Annotated in this window: 16 protein-coding genes; 11 read left to right on the top strand and 5 right to left on the bottom strand. The window is 73.0% G+C overall.

The annotated features are described in order from the left end of the window. Together ACL02O_RS24285 and ACL02O_RS24290 are read right to left on the bottom strand one after the other, a co-directional pair. The coding region (locus ACL02O_RS24285; RefSeq protein ID WP_412820455.1) for a hypothetical protein at positions 1 to 255 on the bottom strand (255 nt) is incomplete at its 3' end. A 157-nt stretch (positions 256 to 412) separates the two neighbouring features. Next, on the bottom strand, positions 413 to 3,115 hold the full coding sequence (locus tag ACL02O_RS24290; protein WP_412820456.1) for an MGH1-like glycoside hydrolase domain-containing protein: 2,703 nt from the start codon (positions 3,113 to 3,115) through the stop codon (positions 413 to 415). Between the two features lie 42 nt (positions 3,116 to 3,157). Between ACL02O_RS24290 and ACL02O_RS24295 the strand changes: the two genes are divergently transcribed. The 11 genes from ACL02O_RS24295 to ACL02O_RS24345 all read left to right on the top strand — a co-directional run bounded on the left by ACL02O_RS24295 (position 3,158) and on the right by ACL02O_RS24345 (position 18,520). After that, a complete protein-coding gene (locus tag ACL02O_RS24295; protein WP_412820457.1) occupies positions 3,158 to 5,101 on the top strand; it encodes an amylo-alpha-1,6-glucosidase in 1,944 nt (647 codons plus the stop codon). A 129-nt stretch (positions 5,102 to 5,230) separates the two neighbouring features. Then, positions 5,231 to 6,556 carry a glycosyltransferase family 4 protein gene (locus ACL02O_RS24300; RefSeq protein ID WP_412820458.1) on the top strand — a complete coding sequence of 442 codons (1,326 nt, stop codon included), beginning with the start codon at positions 5,231 to 5,233 and terminating at the stop codon, positions 6,554 to 6,556. A gap of 78 nt (positions 6,557 to 6,634) precedes the next feature. Beyond that, on the top strand, positions 6,635 to 8,452 hold the full coding sequence (locus tag ACL02O_RS24305) for a serine/threonine-protein kinase (protein ID WP_412820459.1): 1,818 nt from the start codon (positions 6,635 to 6,637) through the stop codon (positions 8,450 to 8,452). Positions 8,453 to 8,652: 200 nt separating this feature from the next. Further along, a complete protein-coding gene (locus tag ACL02O_RS24310) occupies positions 8,653 to 9,462 on the top strand; it encodes a metal-dependent hydrolase (RefSeq protein ID WP_412820460.1) in 810 nt (269 codons plus the stop codon). A gap of 5 nt (positions 9,463 to 9,467) precedes the next feature. After that, positions 9,468 to 10,388 carry an amidohydrolase family protein gene (locus ACL02O_RS24315; RefSeq protein WP_412820484.1) on the top strand — a complete coding sequence of 307 codons (921 nt, stop codon included), beginning with the start codon at positions 9,468 to 9,470 and terminating at the stop codon, positions 10,386 to 10,388. A gap of 150 nt (positions 10,389 to 10,538) precedes the next feature. Further along, positions 10,539 to 11,654 (top strand): LacI family DNA-binding transcriptional regulator, encoded by a 1,116-nt coding sequence (locus ACL02O_RS24320; RefSeq protein ID WP_412820461.1) that lies wholly within the window; start codon positions 10,539 to 10,541, stop codon positions 11,652 to 11,654. A gap of 37 nt (positions 11,655 to 11,691) precedes the next feature. Continuing rightward, positions 11,692 to 12,996 (top strand): ABC transporter substrate-binding protein, encoded by a 1,305-nt coding sequence (locus tag ACL02O_RS24325; protein WP_412820462.1) that lies wholly within the window; start codon positions 11,692 to 11,694, stop codon positions 12,994 to 12,996. A 58-nt stretch (positions 12,997 to 13,054) separates the two neighbouring features. Then, positions 13,055 to 14,026, top strand: a complete 972-nt coding sequence (locus ACL02O_RS24330) for a carbohydrate ABC transporter permease (protein ID WP_412820463.1) — start codon at positions 13,055 to 13,057, stop codon at positions 14,024 to 14,026. Further along, entirely contained in the window at positions 14,026 to 14,901 is an 876-nt protein-coding gene (locus tag ACL02O_RS24335) for a carbohydrate ABC transporter permease (protein ID WP_412820464.1), read from the top strand. The genes ACL02O_RS24330 and ACL02O_RS24335 overlap by 1 nt, the downstream gene beginning before the upstream one ends. Beyond that, positions 14,898 to 17,120 carry an alpha-xylosidase gene (yicI, locus tag ACL02O_RS24340; RefSeq protein ID WP_412820465.1) on the top strand — a complete coding sequence of 741 codons (2,223 nt, stop codon included), beginning with the start codon at positions 14,898 to 14,900 and terminating at the stop codon, positions 17,118 to 17,120. Before ACL02O_RS24335 ends, yicI begins: the two co-directional genes overlap by 4 nt. After that, positions 17,117 to 18,520, top strand: coding sequence for a GH1 family beta-glucosidase (locus ACL02O_RS24345; protein ID WP_412820466.1), 1,404 nt, complete (start codon positions 17,117 to 17,119; stop codon positions 18,518 to 18,520). The genes yicI and ACL02O_RS24345 overlap by 4 nt, the downstream gene beginning before the upstream one ends. 3 nt (positions 18,521 to 18,523) lie before the next feature. Here ACL02O_RS24345 and ACL02O_RS24350 read toward each other — a convergent pair whose 3' ends face one another. The 3 genes from ACL02O_RS24350 to ACL02O_RS24360 form a co-directional block, all read right to left on the bottom strand. Further along, positions 18,524 to 19,129, bottom strand: coding sequence for a hypothetical protein (locus ACL02O_RS24350; RefSeq protein ID WP_412820467.1), 606 nt, complete (start codon positions 19,127 to 19,129; stop codon positions 18,524 to 18,526). Between the two features lie 10 nt (positions 19,130 to 19,139). Further along, positions 19,140 to 19,370, bottom strand: a complete 231-nt coding sequence (locus ACL02O_RS24355) for an AMP-binding protein (RefSeq protein WP_412820468.1) — start codon at positions 19,368 to 19,370, stop codon at positions 19,140 to 19,142. A gap of 96 nt (positions 19,371 to 19,466) precedes the next feature. Next, positions 19,467 to 20,060 (bottom strand): nucleotidyltransferase family protein, encoded by a 594-nt coding sequence (locus ACL02O_RS24360; RefSeq protein ID WP_412820469.1) that lies wholly within the window; start codon positions 20,058 to 20,060, stop codon positions 19,467 to 19,469. Positions 20,061 to 20,175 lie beyond the last annotated feature (115 nt).

Raw genomic sequence — 20,175 nt, forward strand, 5'->3', positions numbered from 1 at the left:
GGGCACCGGCTTCTCGTCGCGAGCCAGCCCCGCGTTGATGATCTCCGGCGCGGCCCGGCCGGACCCGCCGTTGACCAGACCCCGAGCGGCGTCGCCGAGTCGGGACAGCAGGCCACCGGCGGCGTCCTTCGTATCGCCCGCAACCTGTCCGGTGCGCGCGGGGTCCTGGTCGGTCAGGCTCGCTGTCCCGCCCAGCGTCGCCACCATGGCCAGCGCCAGTCCCCCGATCAGGGGACCTCGTGCTCGTCGTTTCACCCGTAACCCTCCGTCGCTTGGAGACACGACGGGCTGAGGCTAGGAACAGGCGATATACGGGCCAGCATCTCCGGAGCACTTTTCGGGCATGCGGGATCCGTCAGTCAGCCGGTGCGGCTGCCGGATCCGCAGGTCCGCCCGGCCCGCGCTGCGCAGCTCAGCGGCGCAGGGTCAGGATGAGGTCGGCGACCAGGGCGGTCCAACCGGTCTGGTGCCACGCGCCCAGGCCGGCGCCGTTGTCGCCGTGGAAGTACTCGGGAAAGGCGATCAGGTCCCGCCAGTCCGGATGGGTCTGGAAGAGCTGCGCCGCCCCGTAGATCGGCCGCCGGCCCCAGCCGTCCCGGGTGAACAGGGCGATCAGCCGGGCGGAGAGGTCGTCGGCGACCTGGTCCAGGGTCCGCTTCACCCCGGACCGGGTCGGGTACTCGACCTGGAGATCGTCGCCGAAGAAGGCGGCGTAGTCGCGCAGCGCGCTGATCAGCAGGAAGTTGGTCGGCATCCAGATCGGGCCGCGCCAGTTGGAGTTGCCGCCGAACAGGCCGCTGGTCGACTCGGCCGGCTCGTAGCCGACACAGAACTCCTGCCCGCCGAGGGTCACCGCGAAAGGCTTGTCCAGGTGGGCGCGGGAGAGCGTCCGCAGGCCGTAGTCGGAGAGGAACTCGTCGGGGTCCAGCATCCGGGCGAGCAGCCGGACCACCTGCTCCGGGCCGACCATGGACAGCAGCCGCTGCTGCCGGCCGTCGGGGCCGAGCCGCCGGGCGCCGATCACGTCGGCGTACTCAGGCCGGTTGGTGAGGAACCAGCGCAGCCGGGCGCCCAGCTCGGGCAGCCGGCGCAGGGTCCGCGCCGTCAGCCGGGTGACCGCGGCGAGCGGCAGCAGCCCGACCACCGAGCGGACCTTCAGCGGCACCTTGGTGCCGTCGGCCAGCCGCAGCACGTCGTAGAAGAAGGCGTCCTCGGCGTCCCACAACCCCTGGTCGTGCGCGGCCGCCGCGATGTACGCGAAATGCTCGAAGAACTTGGTGGCGGTGTCCACGTACGCCCGGTCGTGCTCGGCCAGCACGATGGCCATGTCGAGCAGGTTCAGCGCGTACATGGCCATCCAGCCGGTGCCGTCGGACTGCTCCAGCACCCCGGCCACCGGCAGGGCGGCCGAACGGTCGAACGGGCCGACGTTGTCCAGCCCGAGGAAGCCGCCCTCGAAGACGTTGTTGCCGCCGGTGTCCTTGCGGTTGACCCACCAGGTGAAGTTGAGCAGCAGCTTGTGCATCACCCGGGCGAGGAACTCGTGGTCGGAGGAACCGTCGATCTCGAAGACCTTCAGCGCCGCCCAGGCGTGCACCGGCGGGTTCACGTCGCCGAACGCCCACTCGTACGCGGGGATCTGCCCGTTGGGGTGCAGGTACCACTCGCGGAGCAGGAGCAGCAGCTGCTCCTTGGCGAAGCCGGGATCGACCCGGGCGATGGTGACGCAGTGGAAGGCCAGGTCCCAGGCCGCGTACCAGGGGTACTCCCACGGGTCGGGCATGGAGATCACGTCGAAGCTGTTCATGTGCCACCAGGCGCTGTTGCGCCCGTGACGACGCCCGGCCGGCGGCGGCGTCGAACCCGGATCGCCCTCCAGCCACCGCTTGACGTCGAAGTGGTAGAACTGCTTGCCCCACATCAGCCCGGCGATGGCCTGCCGGGCGACGAGGGCCTCGTCGGCGGTGGCGGCGGACGGGATGACGCTGTCGAAGAAGCGGTTGGCCTCGGCGCGCCGGGCCCACAGCACAGCGTCGAAGTCGTCGCCCAGGTCGGCCGGGGGCGGCGGGAGGCTCGCCGGGGGCGGGGCGGTACGGGTCAGCCGCAGCCGGATCTGCCGCTGGCCACCGGCCGGCACGTCCAGCACGTAGTGCAGCGCGCCCTTGGTCCCCTCCCGGTCCGGGTTGACCGTGTCCGCGCCGTCGACCACGTGGTCGTTGATGCCGTCCTTCGGGTACACCGAGCGCCCTTGCAGCCCCCAGAGCCGCTCGGCGTTGGTGTCGTTGTCGCAGAGCAGCGGGGTGGGTTCCCCCTCGCCCTCCAGCAGCAGCTGGCCGAGCACCCAGTGCTCGCCGACCAGCCGGGAACCCTCGCCGACCAGCTTCGGCACCCGGTCCCCGCCGGGCAGACCCCAGGCCCAGGTGTTGCGGAACCAGAGGGTCGGCAGCACGTGCAGGGTGTCGTCCCGGTCCCCCCGGTTGGCGACGGTGATCAGGATGCACAGGTCGGTCGGGGACGCCTTGGCGTAGTCGACGCTCACCGCCCAGTACCGGTCGTCGTCGAAGATCCCCGTGTCAACCAGCTCGTACTCGGTGTCGTCCCGGCCGCGCAGCGCGTTCACCGCGACCAGCTCGTCGTACGGAAAGGCGGCCTGCGGGTAGTGGTAGCGCCAGCGCATCCACGAATGGGTGGGGGTGGAGTCCTCGTACCACCAGTAGTCCTTGGCGTCCTCGCCGTGGTTGCCGCCGTCGCCGCCGAGGCCGAACATCCGCTCCTTGAGGATCGGGTCGCGCCCGTTCCACAGCGCGAGGGCGAAGCAGAAAGTCTGCCGGTCGTCGCAGACGCCCGCCATGCCGTCCTCGTTCCACCGGTAGGCTCGGGACCGCGCGTGATCGTGGGGGAAGTAGTCCCACGCCGTGCCGTGTTCGCTGTAGTCCTCCCGTACCGTCCCCCACGCCCGCTCGGACAGATAGGGACCCCATGCACGCCAGTCCTGCTCTCCGGCGTCGGCCTGGGCGAGCCGGTGCCGCTCGGGGTCGGGGGTCGCGGAGGTCGGGCGGTCAGTGATCACCTGCACATCTTCGACGCCGCCGGGGTACTTCTCCACAGCGGCCATTGTCGCCGTGAGCCGTCGCACCTCGCTGGGGGTGGAGGAAAGTTGATCGACATTCGGTTCGGTCCGCAGGTCTGCGGCGAACTCTCCGCCTCCGCGAACAGGGAGTGGCTGGTCGCCGACGGCCGGGGCGGCTACGCCATGGGCACCGTCGCCGGGCTGCGCACCCGCCGCTACCACGGGCTGCTGGTGGCGGCCGGGGACACCCCGGCGTCCCGCCGGGTGGGACTGGTCAGCCTGGATCCGGCGCTGACCCTCCCCTCCGGCGTGCGGGTCCGGCTCGGCGCGCACGAGTGGTCCTCCGGGGTGGTCGACCCGCGCGGCTTCGAGCTGCTCGAACGCTTCGACCTGACCGACGGGGTGCCGCGCTGGCGGTGGCGGATCGGCGACGTGGTCATCGAGCGGGAGATCGCCATGGCGTACGGCCGGTCCTGCGTCGCGGTGGTGCACCGGCTGATCTCCGGCGGCCCGGTCCGGCTGGAGCTGGCGGCGGCCTGCACCTGGCGGGACTCGCACGGCGAGCGCCGCGCCGACGGGCCGACTCCCCGCCTGGAGCCGGCGGCCGGCGGCGCGGTGATCGAGGGCGCTTACCGGCTGGCCGGGCCGGACTGGACCCCCGAGGGGCAGTGGTGGCTGGGCGTGCACCATCGGGAGGAGGCGGCGCGCGGCCTCAACCCGGACGAGGACCTCTGGTACGCGGGCCGGTTCTCCGGCGCGCTGGACTCCCCGGGCGCCACGGTGTCGGTGCTGGCCTGGGCGGACGACCTGGCGGAGGAGCCGCCGGAGGCGACCGCGCTGGTCGAAGCGGCCCGGCGGCGGAACCGGTCGGTGGTGGCCGCGGCCAAGCCGGACGACGCGGTGGAGGCGACGCTGGCCCTGGCCGCCGACGCGTTCGTGGTGCGCGCCGGCACCGGGCCGGACGTGGTGGCCGGCTACCCGTGGTTCGGCGCCTGGTCCCGGGACACCATGACCTCGTACGAGGGGCTGTTCCTCTGCACGAACCGCGCCGACGAGGGCCGGGAGCTGCTGCGGGCGTACGCGGCGACGCTGTCGGAGGGGATGCTGGCGAACACCGCCGACACCGGCCGGGTGGAGTACAACACGGTCGACGCCACGCTGTGGTTCCTGCACGCGGTGAGCCGACACGTCACCGTCACCGGGGACACCGACCTCGGCGCCGAGCTGCTGCCCGCGCTGGACGCCGTGGTGCGGGCGCACGTCGCCGGCACCCGGTACGGCATCGGCGTGGACCCGGCCGACGGGCTGCTCACCCAGGGCGGCCCGCCCGACGTGGCGCTCACCTGGATGGACGCCCGGGTGTACGGGGTGCCGGTGACCCCGCGCACCGGCAAGCCGGTCGAGGTGAACGCGCTCTGGATCAGCGGGCTGGCCGGGCTCGCCGAGCTGACCGAGCGAACTGGCCGGGACGCCGCCGCGCTGCGGGCGCGGCACGCGCAGGCGGCCGCCTCGTTCCGGGAGCGGTTCCCGGCACCGGCGGGCTGGCTGCACGACGTGCTGGACGCGCCCGCGCCGGCGTATCCGCTCGGCGGGGCCGTGCGCCACGACGACGACCTGCTCCGCCCCAACCAGCTGCTCGCCTGGTCCCTGCCGTACGCCCCGCTGGAGCCGGACGGGGCCACCCTGCGCCGGGTGGCCGAGGGGTTGTTCACCCCGCTCGGGCCGCGCAGCCTCTCCCCCGACTCGCCCGGCTTCGTCGGCCACCACCGGGGCGGGCCGGCCGACCGGGACGCCGGCTACCACCAGGGCACGGTCTGGCCGTGGCTGATCGGGCCGTTCGTCGACGCGTACCGCCGGGCCGGGCTGCCGGTCGACGACCTGCTGGTCGGCCTGGAGGGGCACCTGACGGAGTTCGGCCTGGGCTCGGTGAGCGAGACGGCCGACGGGCTCGCCCCGCACCCGGCCACCGGCTGCCCGTTCCAGGCCTGGTCGGTCGCCGAGCTGTTGCGCGTCCGCCGGCCCCGCCGGTAGCGCGTTACAGACCGGCAACCGGCGCGTCGCCGCTGGTTATCGACCGCTCGGCAGGATGGGCTGCGACCCCACGGCGCACCCGGCGCGGTGCGTCGCGCGGGGTGGGAGACACAACTCAAAGGGGGCCGCATGTCAGCTGAGGCCGAAGTGATCGACATCCAGCCCGCCCGGCACCAGCGGGTGCTGATCCTCTCCTGGGAGTACCCGCCGGTGCTCGTCGGTGGCCTCGGCCGCCACGTGCACGCCCTCTCCGTCGCCCTGGCCGCCGCCGGCCACCAGGTCACCGTCGTCACCCGCCACACCGAGGGCGCACCCCTGGAGGAGTACGCCGACGGCGTACGCATCGTCCGCGCCGCCGAGGACCCCGTCCGCTTCCCCCTCGCCACCAGCAGCCTGCTCGCCTGGACCATGGCCTTCAACCACACCCTCACCCGAGCCGCCCTGCGCGCCGCCGAGACCGGCGACCACGACGTCATCCACGCCCACGACTGGCTCGTCGCACACACCGCCGTCACCCTCGCCGAGCACCTCTCCCGGCCGCTGGTCACCACCATCCACGCCACCGAGGCGGGCCGGCACCAGGGCTGGCTGCCCGAGGAGATGAACCGCACCATCCACGGCGTCGAACACTGGCTGAGCAACGCCTCGGCCCGGGTGATCGCCTGCTCCGGCTACATGCGCGACCAGGTGACGCGGCTGTTCGACGTACCGGCCGGACGGATCGACGTGGTGCCCAACGGGGTCGACGACCGGGCCTGGCACGCCCGTCCCCGCGCGGTGGCCGCCGCCCGGGCCCGGTTCGCCGGTGACGGCCCGCTGATCGGGTACGCCGGCCGGCTGGTCTACGAGAAGGGCGTACAGCACCTGGTGCACGCCGTGCCGTACCTGCGGGACCGGCACCCCGGGCTGCGCGTCGTGATCGCCGGCGACGGCCCGTACAAGGCGGAGCTGGTCGACCAGGCGGGGCGGCTGCACCTCGCCGGGACGGTCCGGTTCGCCGGCTTCATGGACTCCGCCCAGCTCCCGGCGGTGCTCGCCGCCACCGACGCCACCGTCGTCCCCAGCCTCTACGAACCGTTCGGCATGATCGCCCTGGAGGCGGCCGCCGCCGGGGCGCCGCTCGCGGTGGCCAGCACCGGCGGGCTCGCCGAGATCGTCGAGCCCGGCATCACCGGGGTGACCTTCCCGCACAGCGACCCGGACGCGCTGGCCGGCGCGGTCGACCGGCTGCTCGGCGACGAGATCTTCGCCCGCCGGGTGGCCCGCCGGGCCCGCACCATGGTCGCCGAGCGGTACGGCTGGGCCAGCATCGCCGCCCGCACCGCCGGCAGTTACGCCGCGGCCCGCCGGGAACACGGCGCCTTCCAGGCCCGGCGGGCCGCCGCCCAGCTGGCCGATGGCCGATCCGCCGTCGCCATTCCGGACGGAAATCTGCTCACCGGGGCCGCGGGCTGAGCCGCGCCGCACCGACGGGCGATAGGTGATGTCCGATCCGTTGGTTATTGTGGACCTCCACCAGCGGTAAGGAGTGCGGTGCAGCAGGTAATGATCGCCGGCCGGTACCGCCTGCTCGAGCTGGTCGGACGCGGGGGCATGGGCCGGGTCTGGCGGGCCCGGGACGAGATGCTGCACCGCGAGGTGGCGGTGAAGCAGGTGGTGCCGCCCAACTGGCTGGCCGCGCATGAGCGGGACGAGCTGCGCGCCCGTACGCTGCGCGAGGCCCGGACGGCGGCCCGGCTCAGCCATCCCAACGTGGTCCGGGTCTACGACGTGGTCCGGGTCGACGACGACCCGTGGCTGGTCATGGAGTACGTCCCGTCCCGGTCGCTGCAGGAGATCATGGACGACGACGGGCCCGTGACCCCCCGGCGGGCGGCCGGCATCGGGCTGGCGGTGCTGGCCGCGTTGCGCGCCGCGCACGACGCCGGGGTGCTGCACCGCGACGTCAAGCCGGCGAACGTGCTGCTGGCCCGGGACGACCGAGTGCTGCTGACCGACTTCGGGCTGGCCGTCTTCGACGGCGGCGACGGCATGATGACCCGGCCCGGGCTGGTGCTGGGCTCCCCGCAGTACGTGGCCCCGGAACGCGCCGCCGAGGGGGTATCCAGCGTCGAGGCGGACCTCTGGTCGCTGGGCGCCACCCTGCACGCCGCCGTGGAGGGCCGTTCACCGTACGCACGCAGCACCGCGATGGCCACGCTCACCGCGCTGGCCAGCCAGCCGCCGGACCCGGCGCCGCACGCCGGCCCGCTGGAGCCGGTGCTGGTCGGGCTGCTGCGCCGCGACCCGCGCCACCGGCTCCGCCACGACGACGCGGCCCGGCTGCTCGCGGTCGCCGCCGCCGGTCCGGGCACCGGGGTTGCGCCCGGGCCGGGCGTCGTCGGGCCGACCTGGGACAGCACCGGATCGTCCCCGGTGCCACCGCCCGAGGGCGGTTACCCGGAGGTCGTGCCGCCGGCCGCCGCCGCGCGGGCGTGGAGCCGGGCCGCGCAACCGGGCGCCCCGCCGTCCCCGGCCGACGGGGACGACACGCTCGGGCTGCCGGGCGCCGCCGCCCCCGGTGCGGCCGCCGCGATCGCGGGCGGCGACGGCGCCCCCTCCCCCGCGTGGCAGCACCGCCGCGCGGCGGTGCGCCACTGGGGGCTCGTGGTGGGGGCGCTGGTGCTGGCCGTGGCCGCCGGGGTCGGCACCGCCCTGGCCGTGGTCGACGACCACGGCGGGCTGGGCGTCGACGCGGCGGGAGACCCGCACGGACGGCCGGGCGAGCCGTGGGAGCACGAGCCCGGGCCGCCCGGCCCGCCGCCGGACGGGCACGGGGTGCCACCTCCGCCCTTCCCCTGCATCCGGCCCGACGTGGCCGGCGATCCGGTACCCGCGGGTTCGCCGCCCGCCGGCGGGGACACCACCCTGCCGGCCGGCTGGGTCTGGTACGGCGACGCCGCGAGCTTCCGGATCGCCGTGCCGGCCGGCTGGCGGTACCTGCGGTCCGGGAGCGCCACCTGCTTCCAGGATCCGGTCAACCGCCGGATCCTCGGTGTCGAGCCGTCGCCCGGCGGGGCGGCACCGGTGGACCAGCTGCGGGCGGCCGAAGGGAGCCTGACCGAGAGCGGCCGGCTGCCCGGCTACCAGCAGGTGCGGCTCGCCGCGGTCGGCGGGGACGCCGAGTGGGAGTGCCGCTGGACCGCACCGTACGGGGAGCGGCTGCACGCCCTGCGGGTGCTGCCCGGCGACGCCGCCGGCTGGACCCTCGGCTGGACCACCCCGGACGTCGACTGGGCGGCCGCCGCAGGTCAGTTGACCATGATCCGGCGGAGCTTCCGGCCGGCCGGCTCCACCCGCTCGGCCGGCTGACGACCCCGGGGCCCCGACACCGGCAGGATCGCCCGACGCGCCGCTACGCACCGGCATACTCCCTGCTGATCGGCCGGTGGCCGGGGGCGGGCTCGGGACGGCCTCCGCAGTGGACCGTCCGGGTGATGCCCCACGACCCGAAGGCTTGACTACAGTGGCGTAGTTTTGTCGATCAAGATCTCTGGGGAGGGCGAGCCGAGATGATGGGACCATCCCACGCGCTGTCCGGCGCGGCGGTGTGGCTGACCGGCTCCTGGGCACTGGACCAGTTCGCCGGCTACCACCAGACGCCGCTGGCGCTGGCGGTGGGCACCGCGGTGTGCGCGGGCGGGGCGCTCTTCCCCGACCTCGACCTGTCCGGCAAGGTGACCCGTAACCAGGGCGGGGCCACCGTGGCCCGGACCTTCGGCGTGTTCAGCCTCTTCGTCGCCGAGGTGATGGAGAAGATCTCGCTGGGTGTCTACTACGCCACGAAGCTCAGTAAGGATCCGCGCCGCAACAACGGCCACCGGACGCTGACCCACACCATCCCGTTCACCATCCTGGTGGGCTGGGGCACCACCGCGCTCTGCGCCCATTTCGGCAAGTGGGCGGTGGTCAGCATCCTGTTCTTCATGATCGGGCTGGCGCTGCGCGGGCTGTTCGACGAGTGGGCCGAGCGGGCCGGCTGGGTCATCGTCACCCTGGCTTCGGCCGCCGCCGCCTGGTACACCTTCGCCAACCTGCCCGGCGACCGGGGTTATCCGCTGATCGGCACCGCCGTCGGGGTGGGCTGTTTCGTGCACATCCTCGGCGACATGATCACCCGGGCCGGGGTGCCGATCCTCTGGCCCATCCCGATCAAGCGACGGATGTGGACCATGATCGGCCTGCCGAACAGCATCGCGCTGCGCACCGGCAGCAAGGCCGAGACGGTCGTGCTGCGGATGGCGATGACGATCCTCGCGGTGCTCGCCGCGGTGGGGCTGGTCGCGCCGTCCGTGCTGCACCGGTTCAACATCGAGATGTGACAGCGGTGGGAGACGGGCCGACGGGACAGGACCGACCGCCGGCCGAGGACGCGGCGGTGCCCGGGTTCTGGCGGCGGCTCGGGCTGCCCGGGCTCGCCGACGTGCACACCCACTTCCTCCCGCCCCGGCTGCTGCGGAAGGTGTGGGCGTACTTCGACACGGCGGGGCCGCTGGTCGGCCGGGAGTGGCCGATCCGGTACCGCTGGGACGACGAGGCCCGAGTGGCGCACCTGCGCCGGCTCGGCGTACGGGCGTTCACCGCGCTGGCGTACCCGCACCGGCCGGGGATGGCGGAGTCGCTGAACCGGTGGACGCTGGACTTCGCGGCGCGCACCCCCGGCTGCCTGCCCTCGGCCACCTTCTTCCCCGAGCCCGGGGCGCCCGGCTACGTCGCGGAGGCGCTGGGCGCCGGGGCGCGGGTGTTCAAGGTCCATTTCCAGGTGGGCGGCTTCCTGCCGACCGACCCGGCGCTGGACGCGGTCTGGGGGCTGCTGGCCGAGGCCGGCGTGCCGGTGGTGGTGCACGCCGGGCACGCCCCGGTGGGCACCGCCCACACCGGACCGGCGCCGTTCGCCGCGCTGCTCGGCCGCCATCCCGGGCTGGCCGCGGTCGTGGCGCACCTGGGCGCCCCGGACTACGCCGAGTTCCTCGACCTGGCCTCGACCCACGAGCGGGTCCGGCTGGACACCACCATGGTGTTCACCTCGTTCTTCGACGCCGCCGTGCCGTTCCCGGCGGCGGAGCTGCCCCGGCTGCGGGAGCTGGGGCTGGCCGGCAAGGTGCTGCTGGGCAGTGACTTCCCGAACATTCCCTACCCGTACCTGGAGCAGCTGACCGGGCTGGCCGGGCTCAACCTCGGCGACGACTGGCTGCGGGCGGTCTGCTGGGGCAACGCGGCCGCGCTGTTCGGCCTGACGGCGGGCTGAGGTCGGGCCCGGGCCACCGGTCCCGACGCGTTCTTGTCATCGACTATTGACGTGCGTGTAACACGTGACCTACCGTCTGTCGAAACGCTTCGTCGAAGCGCTTCGACGACACTCCCGGGGCGTGCCCGGGTCCGCCGGAGGAGGTGCGGGATGGCCACCATGCAGGACGTCGCCCGCCGCGCCCGGGTGTCGGTCAGCACCGTGTCGTACGTGCTCACCGGCGCCCGGCCGATCTCCCAGGCGACTCGGGACAAGGTCCTCGCCGCCATGGCTGAGCTGGACTACCAGCCCAACGCGATGGCCCGCGGGCTGGCCAGCCGGCGCAGCCGCATCCTCGGCCTGCTGCTACCGATGGACGAGCGCGGCCTCGGCGCCACCGAGACCGCCTTCGTCACCGGCGCCGCCGCCGCGGCCAGCGCCGCCGGCTACCACCTGGTCCTCTCCCCGGTCGGCGTCAACGACCTCGACGAGCTGCGCCGCCTCGCCAGCCAGCGGATGCTCGACGGCGCGCTGCTGATGGAGGTGCAGCTGGCCGATCCCCGGGTGGCCGTCCTCCAGGAGGTCGGTGTGCCGCTGGCCCTGATCGGCCGCACCGAGGACCCCGCCGGCCTGTCGTACGTCGACATCGACTTCGACCGGACGGTGCGCGAAGCCGTCGACCACCTGGTCGACCTCGGCCACCGCCGCATCGTCTACGTCAACCACTCGGCCACGGCGATCGACGACGGCTACGGCCCGGCACTGCGCACCCGGGACGCCTTCGCGGCGGCGATGGCCGCGCACGGCCTGGAGCCGCTGATGATCCCCGCCGAGGACAGCGCGGCCGGCGGGCGGGCGGCGATCGCCAGCGCGTTCACGCGGGCCCGCGACCTGACCGCCGTGCTCGCCATGAACGAGAGCGCGGTCTTCGGCATCCTCGGCGAGCTGGCCGGCCGGGGCCTGACCGTGCCCGGGGACGTCTCCGTCGTATCGATGGTCACCTCGCCGCAGGTGGCCGAGCTGGCCACCCCGGCGCTGACCACCATGACCTCACCCGGTTCGGCGCTGGGCCGGACCGCGGTCGAGACGCTGCTGCGGCACCTCGAGGCCGACAGCGGCGAGATCCACCAGCAACTGCTGCCCTGCGCGTTGGAGGTTCGCGGTTCGAGCGGGCCGCCCCGCGCGGCGGGTGGCGACAGCACCACCGGCGCCGGTCCTGCCAGGCCGGCCCCGGACCGTACCGAGGAAACAGCCCGTCGCCGCGCTGCCACGCGGCGACGGGCCTAGCGGAGTACCGGCTCGATACTCACCAAGGAGACTAGCAATGCAGCGACTCCGGAGAGTCGCCGCCGTGGCCGTGCTGGCCGCGCTCGCGGCGACCAACCTGACCGCCTGCGGCGGCGACGACGGCGGGGACGGCGGCGGGGCCAAGACCCTCAAGCTCTGGCACTACGAGAGCGCTAACAGCGCGATGGGGGTCGCCTGGGACAGGGCGATCGAGATCTTCAAGCAGGAGCATCCCGGCGTGGAGGTGCGCTTCGAGCGCAAGGCGTTCGAGCAGATCCAGCAGAACGCCGGCATGATCATCAACTCGTCCGAGGGCCCGGACGTGATGGAGTACAACAAGGGCAACGCCACCGCCGGCCTGCTCTCCTCGCAGGGTCTGCTCACCGACCTGACCGGCGAGGCCACCAAGCGGGGCTGGGACAAGGCCCTGAGCCCCAGCCTGCAGACCACCGCCCGGTACTCGGACAAGGGCGTGATGGGCTCCGGCAACTGGTACGGCGTGCCGAACTACGGCGAGTACGTGATGGTCTACTACAACAAGGACCTGTTCACGAAGTACGGCGTCGCGGTGCCCAGCACGCTCGACGAGATGACCCGGGCGATGGACACCTTCGTCGGCAAGGGCGTCACCCCGCTGGGCACGGCCGGCGCGGAGTACCCGGCCGGGCAGCTCTTCTACCAGCTCGCGCTCGCCAAGGCCGACCGGGCGTTCGTGGACAACTACCAGCTCTACAAGAACCCGGTCGACTTCCACGCCGACCCGCTCAAGTACGGCGCGGACACCTTCGCCGACTGGGTGCGCAAGGGCTACGTGTCGAAGGACGCGGCCAGCGCGAAGGCGGAGGACATGGGCACCGCGTTCATCGCCGGCAAGACGCCGATGATCGTCTCCGGGAGCTGGTGGTACGGCCGGTTCAAGAGCGAGATCAAGTTCAACTGGGACACCTTCCTCTTCCCGGGCAACACCCTCAACGCCGGCTCGTCGGGCAACATCTGGGTGGTTCCGGCCAGCAGCAAGGCCAAGAGCCTGGCGTACGACTTCATCGACATCACCATGCGCCCCGAGGTCCAGGCGCTGATCGGCAACAACGGCGGCGTACCGGTCGGCGGCGACCCGGCCAAGATCAGCGACCCGAAGGACCGGAAGCTGATCGAGAACTTCAACAGGATCAGCGCGCAGGACGGGCTGGCCTTCTACCCCGACTGGCCGGTGCCCGGCTACTACGACGTCCTCGTCTCCGGCTTCCAGGGGCTGATCAACCAGTCCAAGTCGCCCGACCAGGTGCTCGACGCGATCGCCAAGCCCTACCAGGACGGCGTCGCGGAGATCAAGCGCGGCTGACGACGGCGCGGGCGGGCGCGCCACGCGACGCGCCCGCCCCGCCGCGGAAGGATCTCCCATGGCAGTGCCCGACACCGCGGTCGCTCCGGCGACCGAGGCACCCCCGACAGCGGCGTCCGCACGGCGCCGCGGCCCGTCCCGCCCCGACGCCGCGTACTGGCTCTACCTGCTCCCCGGCGCGGTGCTCTTCCTGCTCGTCATCGGCGGGCCGCTGGTCTACACCGGCTATCTCTCGCTCACCCGGTGGTCCGGCGTCGGCGAGCCCACCTACATCGGCCTGGACAACTACCGGAACCTGCTGCACGACGACGTGTTCTGGACCTCGTTCCAGAACACCCTTGCGATGATCGTCGCGATGGTGGTGCTGCCCACCCTCGTCGGACTGGTGCTGGCCGCGGTGCTCTTCGACACCATCGGCCGCCGGTTCCGGCCCCGCACCGCCGCCGCCCTGCGCGCCGCCTTCTACCTGCCGCAGGTGCTGCCGGTCGTCGTCGCCGGCATCGTCTGGGGCTGGATCCTGCGGCCCGACGGCGCCTTCAACGGGCTGCTCGACACGGTCGGGCTCGGCGCGCTGCGCCACGACTGGCTCGGCGACCCGGACACCGCGCTGCCCGCGGTGATGGCGGTGATGATCTGGGTGCAGATCGGCTACCCGGTGGTCGTCTTCATGGCGGCGCTGGAGCGGGTCGACCCGGAACTCTACGAGGCGGCCGAGCTCGACGGCGCCGGCTGGCTGCGCCGGTTCCGGGCGATCACCCTGCCGCAGATCCGACCGGAGACCTTCGTGGTCGGGCTGACCTGCACCATCGCCGCGATGAAGGTGTTCGGGCCGATCTACGCGTTGACCCGGGGCGGCCCGGAGAACGCCACCAACGTCCCGTCCTACTTCGCCTACTACACGTTCTTCAAGAAGCTGCACGTCGGCTACGGCTCGGCGATCTCGATGGTGCTCACGCTGATCATCGTGGTGGTGAGCGTGCTGTTCATCCGGGCGCAGAACCGGGCCGAGCGGCGGGACGGAGGCCTCTGATGGCGGTCACGCTCAGCACCGGCCGCCGCGCCCGGCGGGCCCCGGACCAGCACCATCGCGGCGCCGGCCGGTGGATCGTGCTGGCGCTGGTCACCGCCGCGGCGCTGGCCATGCTGGTGCCGTTCGCAGTCATGCTGCTCAACGCCTTCAAGTCGCCCGGGGACTACTCGAGCAACGGCCCGCTGAGCTGGCCTTCGGAGTTCTACACCAAGGGGCTGCGGACGTACTGGGAGCAGGTCGACTTCCCGGTGAAGCTGTGGAACTCGATCCTCATCTCCGGCTCCGTCGCGGTGCTCGCGGTGGTCGTGTCGCTGCTCAACGCGTACGCGCTGGGCGTCGGCCGGGTGCGCGGCCGGCTCTGGATCATCGGCCTCTTCCTGCTGGCCAACATGCTCCCGCAGGAGTCGCTGATCTACCCGCTCTACCACTTCGCCAAGGAGGCGGGGCTCTACAACACCCGACTCGCCGTGATCATCATCTTCACGGTCGTCCAGAGCGCGTTCGGCACCTACCTGCTCGCCTCGGTGCTCGGCACCTTCCCCCGACCGCTGCTGGAGGCGGCGGCGCTGGACGGCGCCGGCAAGTGGCGGATCCTGTGGCGGGTGGTGCTGCCCAACCTGCGTCCCACCCTCTCGGTGCTGCTCGTCTTCTTCTTCATCTGGACCTGGAACGAGTTCCTCATCCCCCTGGTCATGCTCATCGACAACCAGACCCAGACCGTCCCGGTCGCGCTCGCCTCGCTGCAGGGCGACCGGCTGATGGACGCCCCGACCACCAACGCCGGCGCGCTGCTCAGCCTCGTCCCGGCGATCTTGTTCTTCCTCATCTTCCAGCGCACCCTGGCGCGCGGCATCACGGCGGGAGCCGAGAAGTGAAGTTCACCGACGGGTACTGGCAACTGCGTCCCGGGGTCAGCGTGCTGCGCCCCGGCACGGTCGAGTCGGTGGAGCCGGACGAGCGCGGGTTCACCGTCTTCGCACCCACCGGCCGGATCACCGGGCGCGGCGACACGCTCAACCGGCCCGTGGTCACCGTGCGGTTCTTCTCCCCGGCGCCCGGCGTGATCGGGGTGACCATCGGCCACCACAGCGGCGGGCTGCCCCGCCAGCCCCGGTTCGCCCTGGCCGAGTCCACCGACCATCCCGTGCAGGTGGAGGTCACCGGGGTCACCGCGCGGCTCACCAGCGGCGAGCTGACCGCGCGGGTCGCGCTGGTCGGGCCCTGGCGGGTCGACTTCCTGCGCGGTGACCGGCTGGTCACCTCCTCCACCGAGCGCAGCATCGGCATCGTCACCGACGCCGAGGGTCGCAAGTACGTGCACGAGCGGCTGGCGCTGGGCGTCGGCGAGACGATCCACGGTCTCGGCGAGCGGTTCGGCCCATGGGTCAAGAACGGCCAGCGCGTGGACATCTGGAACGCCGACGGCGGCACGGCCAGCGAACAGGCGTACAAGAACGTGCCGTTCTATCTCAGCAACGCCGGGTACGGGGTCTTCGTGGACCATCCGGAGTTGGTCTCCTTCGAGGTCGGCTCGGAGGTGGTGTCGCAGACCCAGTTCAGCGTGGCAGGGCAGTCGCTGACCTACCACGTGATCGACGGCCCCAGCCCGAAGGACGTGCTGCGCCGGTACACCGCGCTGACCGGCCGGCCGGCGCGGGTGCCGGCGTGGTCGTACGGGTTGTGGCTGTCCACCTCGTTCACCACCCAGTACGACGAGAAGACGGTGACCGAGTTCATCGACGGGATGGCCGAGCGGGACCTGCCGCTGTCGGTCTTCCACTTCGACTGCTTCTGGATGCGCCAGTTCCACTGGGTCGACTTCGTCTGGGACCCGGAGACCTTCCCCGACCCGCAGGGCATGCTGCGCCGGCTGCACGAGCGCGGGCTGAAGGTCTGCGTCTGGATCAACCCGTACATCGCCCAGCGGTCGTACCTGTTCGAGGAGGGCCGGCGGGCCGGCTACCTGGTCCGCAACCCGGACGGCTCGGTCTGGCAGTGGGACAAGTGGCAGGCCGGCATGGCGCTGGTCGACTTCACCAACCCGGACGCGGCCCGCTGGTTCGCAGGCAAGCTCAAGGTGCTGCTCGACATGGGCGTCGACTGCTTCAAGACCGACTTCGGCGAGCGCATCCCGACCGACGTGGTGTGGCACGACGGCGCCGACCCGCAGCGGATGCACAACTACTACGCGTACCTCTACAACCGGACCGTCTTCGAGCTGCTGGAGGCCGAGCGCGGCGCGGGTGAGGCGGTGCTGTTCGCCCGGTCGGCCACGGCCGGCGGGCAGCAGTTCCCGGTGCACTGGGGCGGCGACTGCGAGTCCACCTTCGTCGCGATGGCCGAGTCGCTGCGGGGCGGGCTGTCGCTGGCCGCGTCCGGGTTCGGGTACTGGAGCCACGACATCGGCGGATTCGAGGGCACCCCGGACCCGGCGGTGTTCAAGCGGTGGATCGCCTTCGGCCTGCTCTCCTCGCACTCCCGGCTGCACGGCTCCGGGTCGTACCGGGTGCCGTGGGCGTACGACGACGAGGCGGTCGACGTGCTGCGCCGCTTCACCCGGCTCAAGCTGAGCCTGATGCCGTACCTCGCGGCGACGGCCGAGGAGGCGCACCGCGACGGGGTGCCGATGATGCGCCCGATGATCCTGGACTTCCCGGACGACCCGACCGCCCCGTACCTGGACCGGCAGTACATGCTCGGCCCGGACGTGCTGGTGGCGCCCGTGCTGAGCGCCGACGGGCAGGTGACCTACTACGTGCCGGCCGGCACCTGGACCCACCTGCTCAGCGGCGCGCAGGTCACCGGCCCGGGCTGGGTGACGGAGAAGCACGACTTCGACAGCGTGCCGGTGCTCGCCCGGCCCGGCGCGGTCATCCCGTTCGGTGCGGTCGAGGACCGGCCCGACTATGCCTGGGCGGACGACGTACGGCTGCGGCTGTTCGCGCCGGTGCCTGGGCAGCGGACCCGGGTCAGGATTCCCGCGCCGGGCCGTGGCGCCGGAGCCGAGTTCGAAGTGCGATATGAGGACGGTCGGGCCGACGCCGAACTGGTGGCGGGCGCTTCGTCAAGGCACGTCGTGGAGGTGGCGGAATGAGCGGGTTCAGGTTCCCGGAGAGCTTCGTCTGGGGCTCCGCGACGGCGGCGTACCAGATCGAGGGCGCGGCGAGGGAGGGCGGCCGGGGGCCGTCCATCTGGGACACCTACAGCCACACGCCGGGACGCACCCGCAACGGGGACACCGGCGACGTGGCGGCCGACCACTACCACCGCTGGGCGGAGGACCTGGACCAGCTCACCGCGCTCGGGCTCGACGCGTACCGGTTCTCGATCTCCTGGCCCCGGGTGCAGCCGGGCGGCTCGGGCCCGGTCAACCCGGTGGGAGTCGACTTCTACTCGCGGCTGGTCGACCGGCTGCTGGAGCTGGGAATCCAGCCGGTGGCGACGCTCTACCACTGGGACCTGCCGCAGGAACTGGAGGACGCGGGCGGCTGGCCGGCGCGGGACACCGCCCTCCGGTTCGCCGACTACGCCGCCGGGATCGTGGGGGCACTCGGCGACCGGGTGCACACCTGGACCACGCTCAACGAGCCGTGGTGCTCGGCGTACCTCGGCTACGCCTCGGGGGTGCACGCGCCGGGACGCACGGAACCGGCCGCCGCGCTGGCCGCCGTGCACCACCTGAACCTGGCGCACGGCCTCGCCGGCCGGGTGATCCGCGACCTCGCCCCGGCGGCCCGGCTCTCGGTCACGCTGAACCTGCACGTGGTCCGCTCGGCATCGGACTCGGCGGCCGACCACGACGCGGTACGCCGGATCGACGCGCTCGCCAACCGGGCGTTCCTCGGACCGATGCTGGTCGGGGCGTACCCGGCGGACCTGCTCGCCGACACCGTCGCGGTCACCGACTGGTCGTTCGTGCGCGACGGCGACGAGGAGGCCGCCGCGGTGCCGCTGGACGTGCTCGGGGTCAACTACTACTCCAGCACGCTGGTCCGCGCCTGGGACGGGGTGTCGCCCCGCTCGGACGCGGACGGGCACGGCGAGTCGGCCCACACGCCGTGGGTGGGGGCCGACGACGTCGACTTCCTGCCCCAACCCGGGCCGCACACCGCGATGGGTTGGAACATCGACCCCGGCGGGATGACCGAGCTGCTGCTGCGGCTGCACCGGGAGCACCCCGGCCAGCCGTTGATGATCACGGAGAACGGCGCGGCGTTCGACGACGTGGTCGCGCCGGACGGCGCGGTCCACGACGACCGGCGAGTGGATTACCTGCGCCGGCACATCGGGGCGGTCGGCGACGCGATGGCGGCCGGCGCCGACGTCAGGGGGTACTTCGTCTGGTCCCTGATGGACAACTTCGAGTGGGGGTACGGCTACGACCGGCGATTCGGCATCATCCGCGTCGACTACGACACCCTCGCCCGGACCTGGAAGGACAGCGCCCACTGGTACCGGCGGCTGGCCACGTCGAACCGGCTGCCGGACGCCTGAGGGTCAGCGCAGCGACTCGTCCGCCCAGGCGGCGAGCAACGCCAGCACCGGCGCCCGGCCGGCGAACATCGCGGCCTCGTCGCGGCGGTCGTAGGTCTGGCCGGTGGCGCCGCCGGCCCGGTTGAGCATCACCGGCAGCCAGTCCCGGGCCGGCCAGTCGTGGCGGGACAGCTCGCCGGCCCGGCCCAGCCAGCCGGCCTGCGCGGCGCCGAGCCGGCGGGCCAGCTCGGCGAAGTCGTCGACGCCGGCCGACGTGCCCGGCCGGCCGGCCACGTCGGCCAGCCAGAGCGCGACCGTGCCGTCCGGCCGCTCCTCGGCCGCCAGCACGTCGGGCGCGACCAGGCCGGCACCGGCCCACGCGGTGGCGGCCAGCCCGCTGCGGTACGCCTCGACCTCGCGCCGCCAGTAGTTCCAGTGACCGGGGTCGGCGCCCGCCGCCCAGTGCGCCGGGCCGGCGCCGCCCGCAGGCGGCGTGATCAGCTTGAGCACCGCCGGCCGGCCGTCCCGCCGGGTCCGCCAGATGCCGCCGGTCACCCCGTTGAGCGGGTTGTGGGTCAGCGGGTGCGCCGGCACGTCGGCGGGGACGAGGTCGAGCGGCGGGCGGGTCATCGCGGGCAGCCTACCGGCCGGGGCCGCCGGCGACGGTGCCCGAGAACCCGGCGGTGGTCACCGACTCCCGGGCGATGACCTCGACCATCTCCTGCGGGTCGCGGTGCGCCTGCGGTGGTGCCGTCACCAGGGTGGCGCCGGTGAGGAACGGCCAGAGCAGCTCCCGCACCGACACGTCGAAGGTGTACGGCGTCTTCTGCAGCACCACGTCACCCGGGCCGATCCGGTAGGCGTCCTGCATCCAGACCAGCCGGTCTGGATGCCGAGCCCATCCCCGCGGCCAGCCGCTGAGCGGGCCGCCTCGGCGCCGATCGAGGGTCGGCGGTGACCTCGGCGGTCAGGCGCCGACCCGCTGCTCGGGGATGCTGAGGCCGTAGAGCGCCATCAGTTCGGGGCTGTCGATCCGGCTGCCGTCGGCCACGGTGTCGCAGGAGATGTCCACGATCTGGTTCTTGTGCGCCAGCAGGTACGGCCGGGCGCCGACGTCGGCGCTGGCCAGGGTCGCGATGCCGGACCAGTGCCGGCGTCCGAACAGCATCGGGTAGCCGCGCAGACCGTCGTAGGTGGCGCAGACCAGCACGTCCGGGTAGGGCAGCGCGACCACCCGACGGATCGCGGCGGCGGTGAGCCCGGGCATGTCGACCGGCACCACGACGACCGCCTCGATTCCCTGGTCGGTCAGCGCGGCGAGACCGGCCCGGATCGAGGAGCCCACCCCGGTCCCCCACGCCCGGTTGACCACCACGGTGGCCCCGGTCAGGTCGGCGGTCTGGCGGACCTGCTCGGCCGCCGCGCCCAGCACGACCACGATCTGCTCGCAGCCCGCCTCGCCCATGGTGTCGATCATCCGGCTCACCAGGGGCTTGTCCCCCTGGTGCAGCAACGCCTCGGGTCCGCCGATCCGACGGCCCCCACCTGCGGCGATGATCATTCCTGCGATCCGGTTCAGCTGTGCCCCCTCGACCAGGGGGACGGACCGGGCGCAGCCGCGTCCGGTCCGTCCCGTCGTACGCACAACGGACCCAACGAGCGCCCCCGCGAGCGGG

Source organism: Micromonospora mangrovicola, from assembly GCF_047200535.1.
In the GTDB taxonomy this organism is placed as follows: domain Bacteria; phylum Actinomycetota; class Actinomycetes; order Mycobacteriales; family Micromonosporaceae; genus Micromonospora.

What these genes read in the sequence shown, in the direction of transcription:
- ACL02O_RS24290 (WP_412820456.1), bottom strand. Translation starts at nt 3,115, where the DNA reads ATGGCCGCTGTGGAGAAGTACCCCGGCGGCGTCGAAGATGTGCAGGTG.
- ACL02O_RS24300 (WP_412820458.1), top strand. Translation starts at nt 5,231, where the DNA reads ATGTCAGCTGAGGCCGAAGTGATCGACATCCAGCCCGCCCGGCACCAG.
- ACL02O_RS24310 (WP_412820460.1), top strand. Translation starts at nt 8,653, where the DNA reads ATGATGGGACCATCCCACGCGCTGTCCGGCGCGGCGGTGTGGCTGACC.
- ACL02O_RS24320 (WP_412820461.1), top strand. Translation starts at nt 10,539, where the DNA reads ATGGCCACCATGCAGGACGTCGCCCGCCGCGCCCGGGTGTCGGTCAGC.
- ACL02O_RS24325 (WP_412820462.1), top strand. Translation starts at nt 11,692, where the DNA reads ATGCAGCGACTCCGGAGAGTCGCCGCCGTGGCCGTGCTGGCCGCGCTC.
- ACL02O_RS24330 (WP_412820463.1), top strand. Translation starts at nt 13,055, where the DNA reads ATGGCAGTGCCCGACACCGCGGTCGCTCCGGCGACCGAGGCACCCCCG.
- ACL02O_RS24335 (WP_412820464.1), top strand. Translation starts at nt 14,026, where the DNA reads ATGGCGGTCACGCTCAGCACCGGCCGCCGCGCCCGGCGGGCCCCGGAC.
- ACL02O_RS24345 (WP_412820466.1), top strand. Translation starts at nt 17,117, where the DNA reads ATGAGCGGGTTCAGGTTCCCGGAGAGCTTCGTCTGGGGCTCCGCGACG.
- ACL02O_RS24350 (WP_412820467.1), bottom strand. Translation starts at nt 19,129, where the DNA reads ATGACCCGCCCGCCGCTCGACCTCGTCCCCGCCGACGTGCCGGCGCAC.
- ACL02O_RS24355 (WP_412820468.1), bottom strand. Translation starts at nt 19,370, where the DNA reads ATGCAGGACGCCTACCGGATCGGCCCGGGTGACGTGGTGCTGCAGAAG.
- ACL02O_RS24360 (WP_412820469.1), bottom strand. Translation starts at nt 20,060, where the DNA reads ATGATCATCGCCGCAGGTGGGGGCCGTCGGATCGGCGGACCCGAGGCG.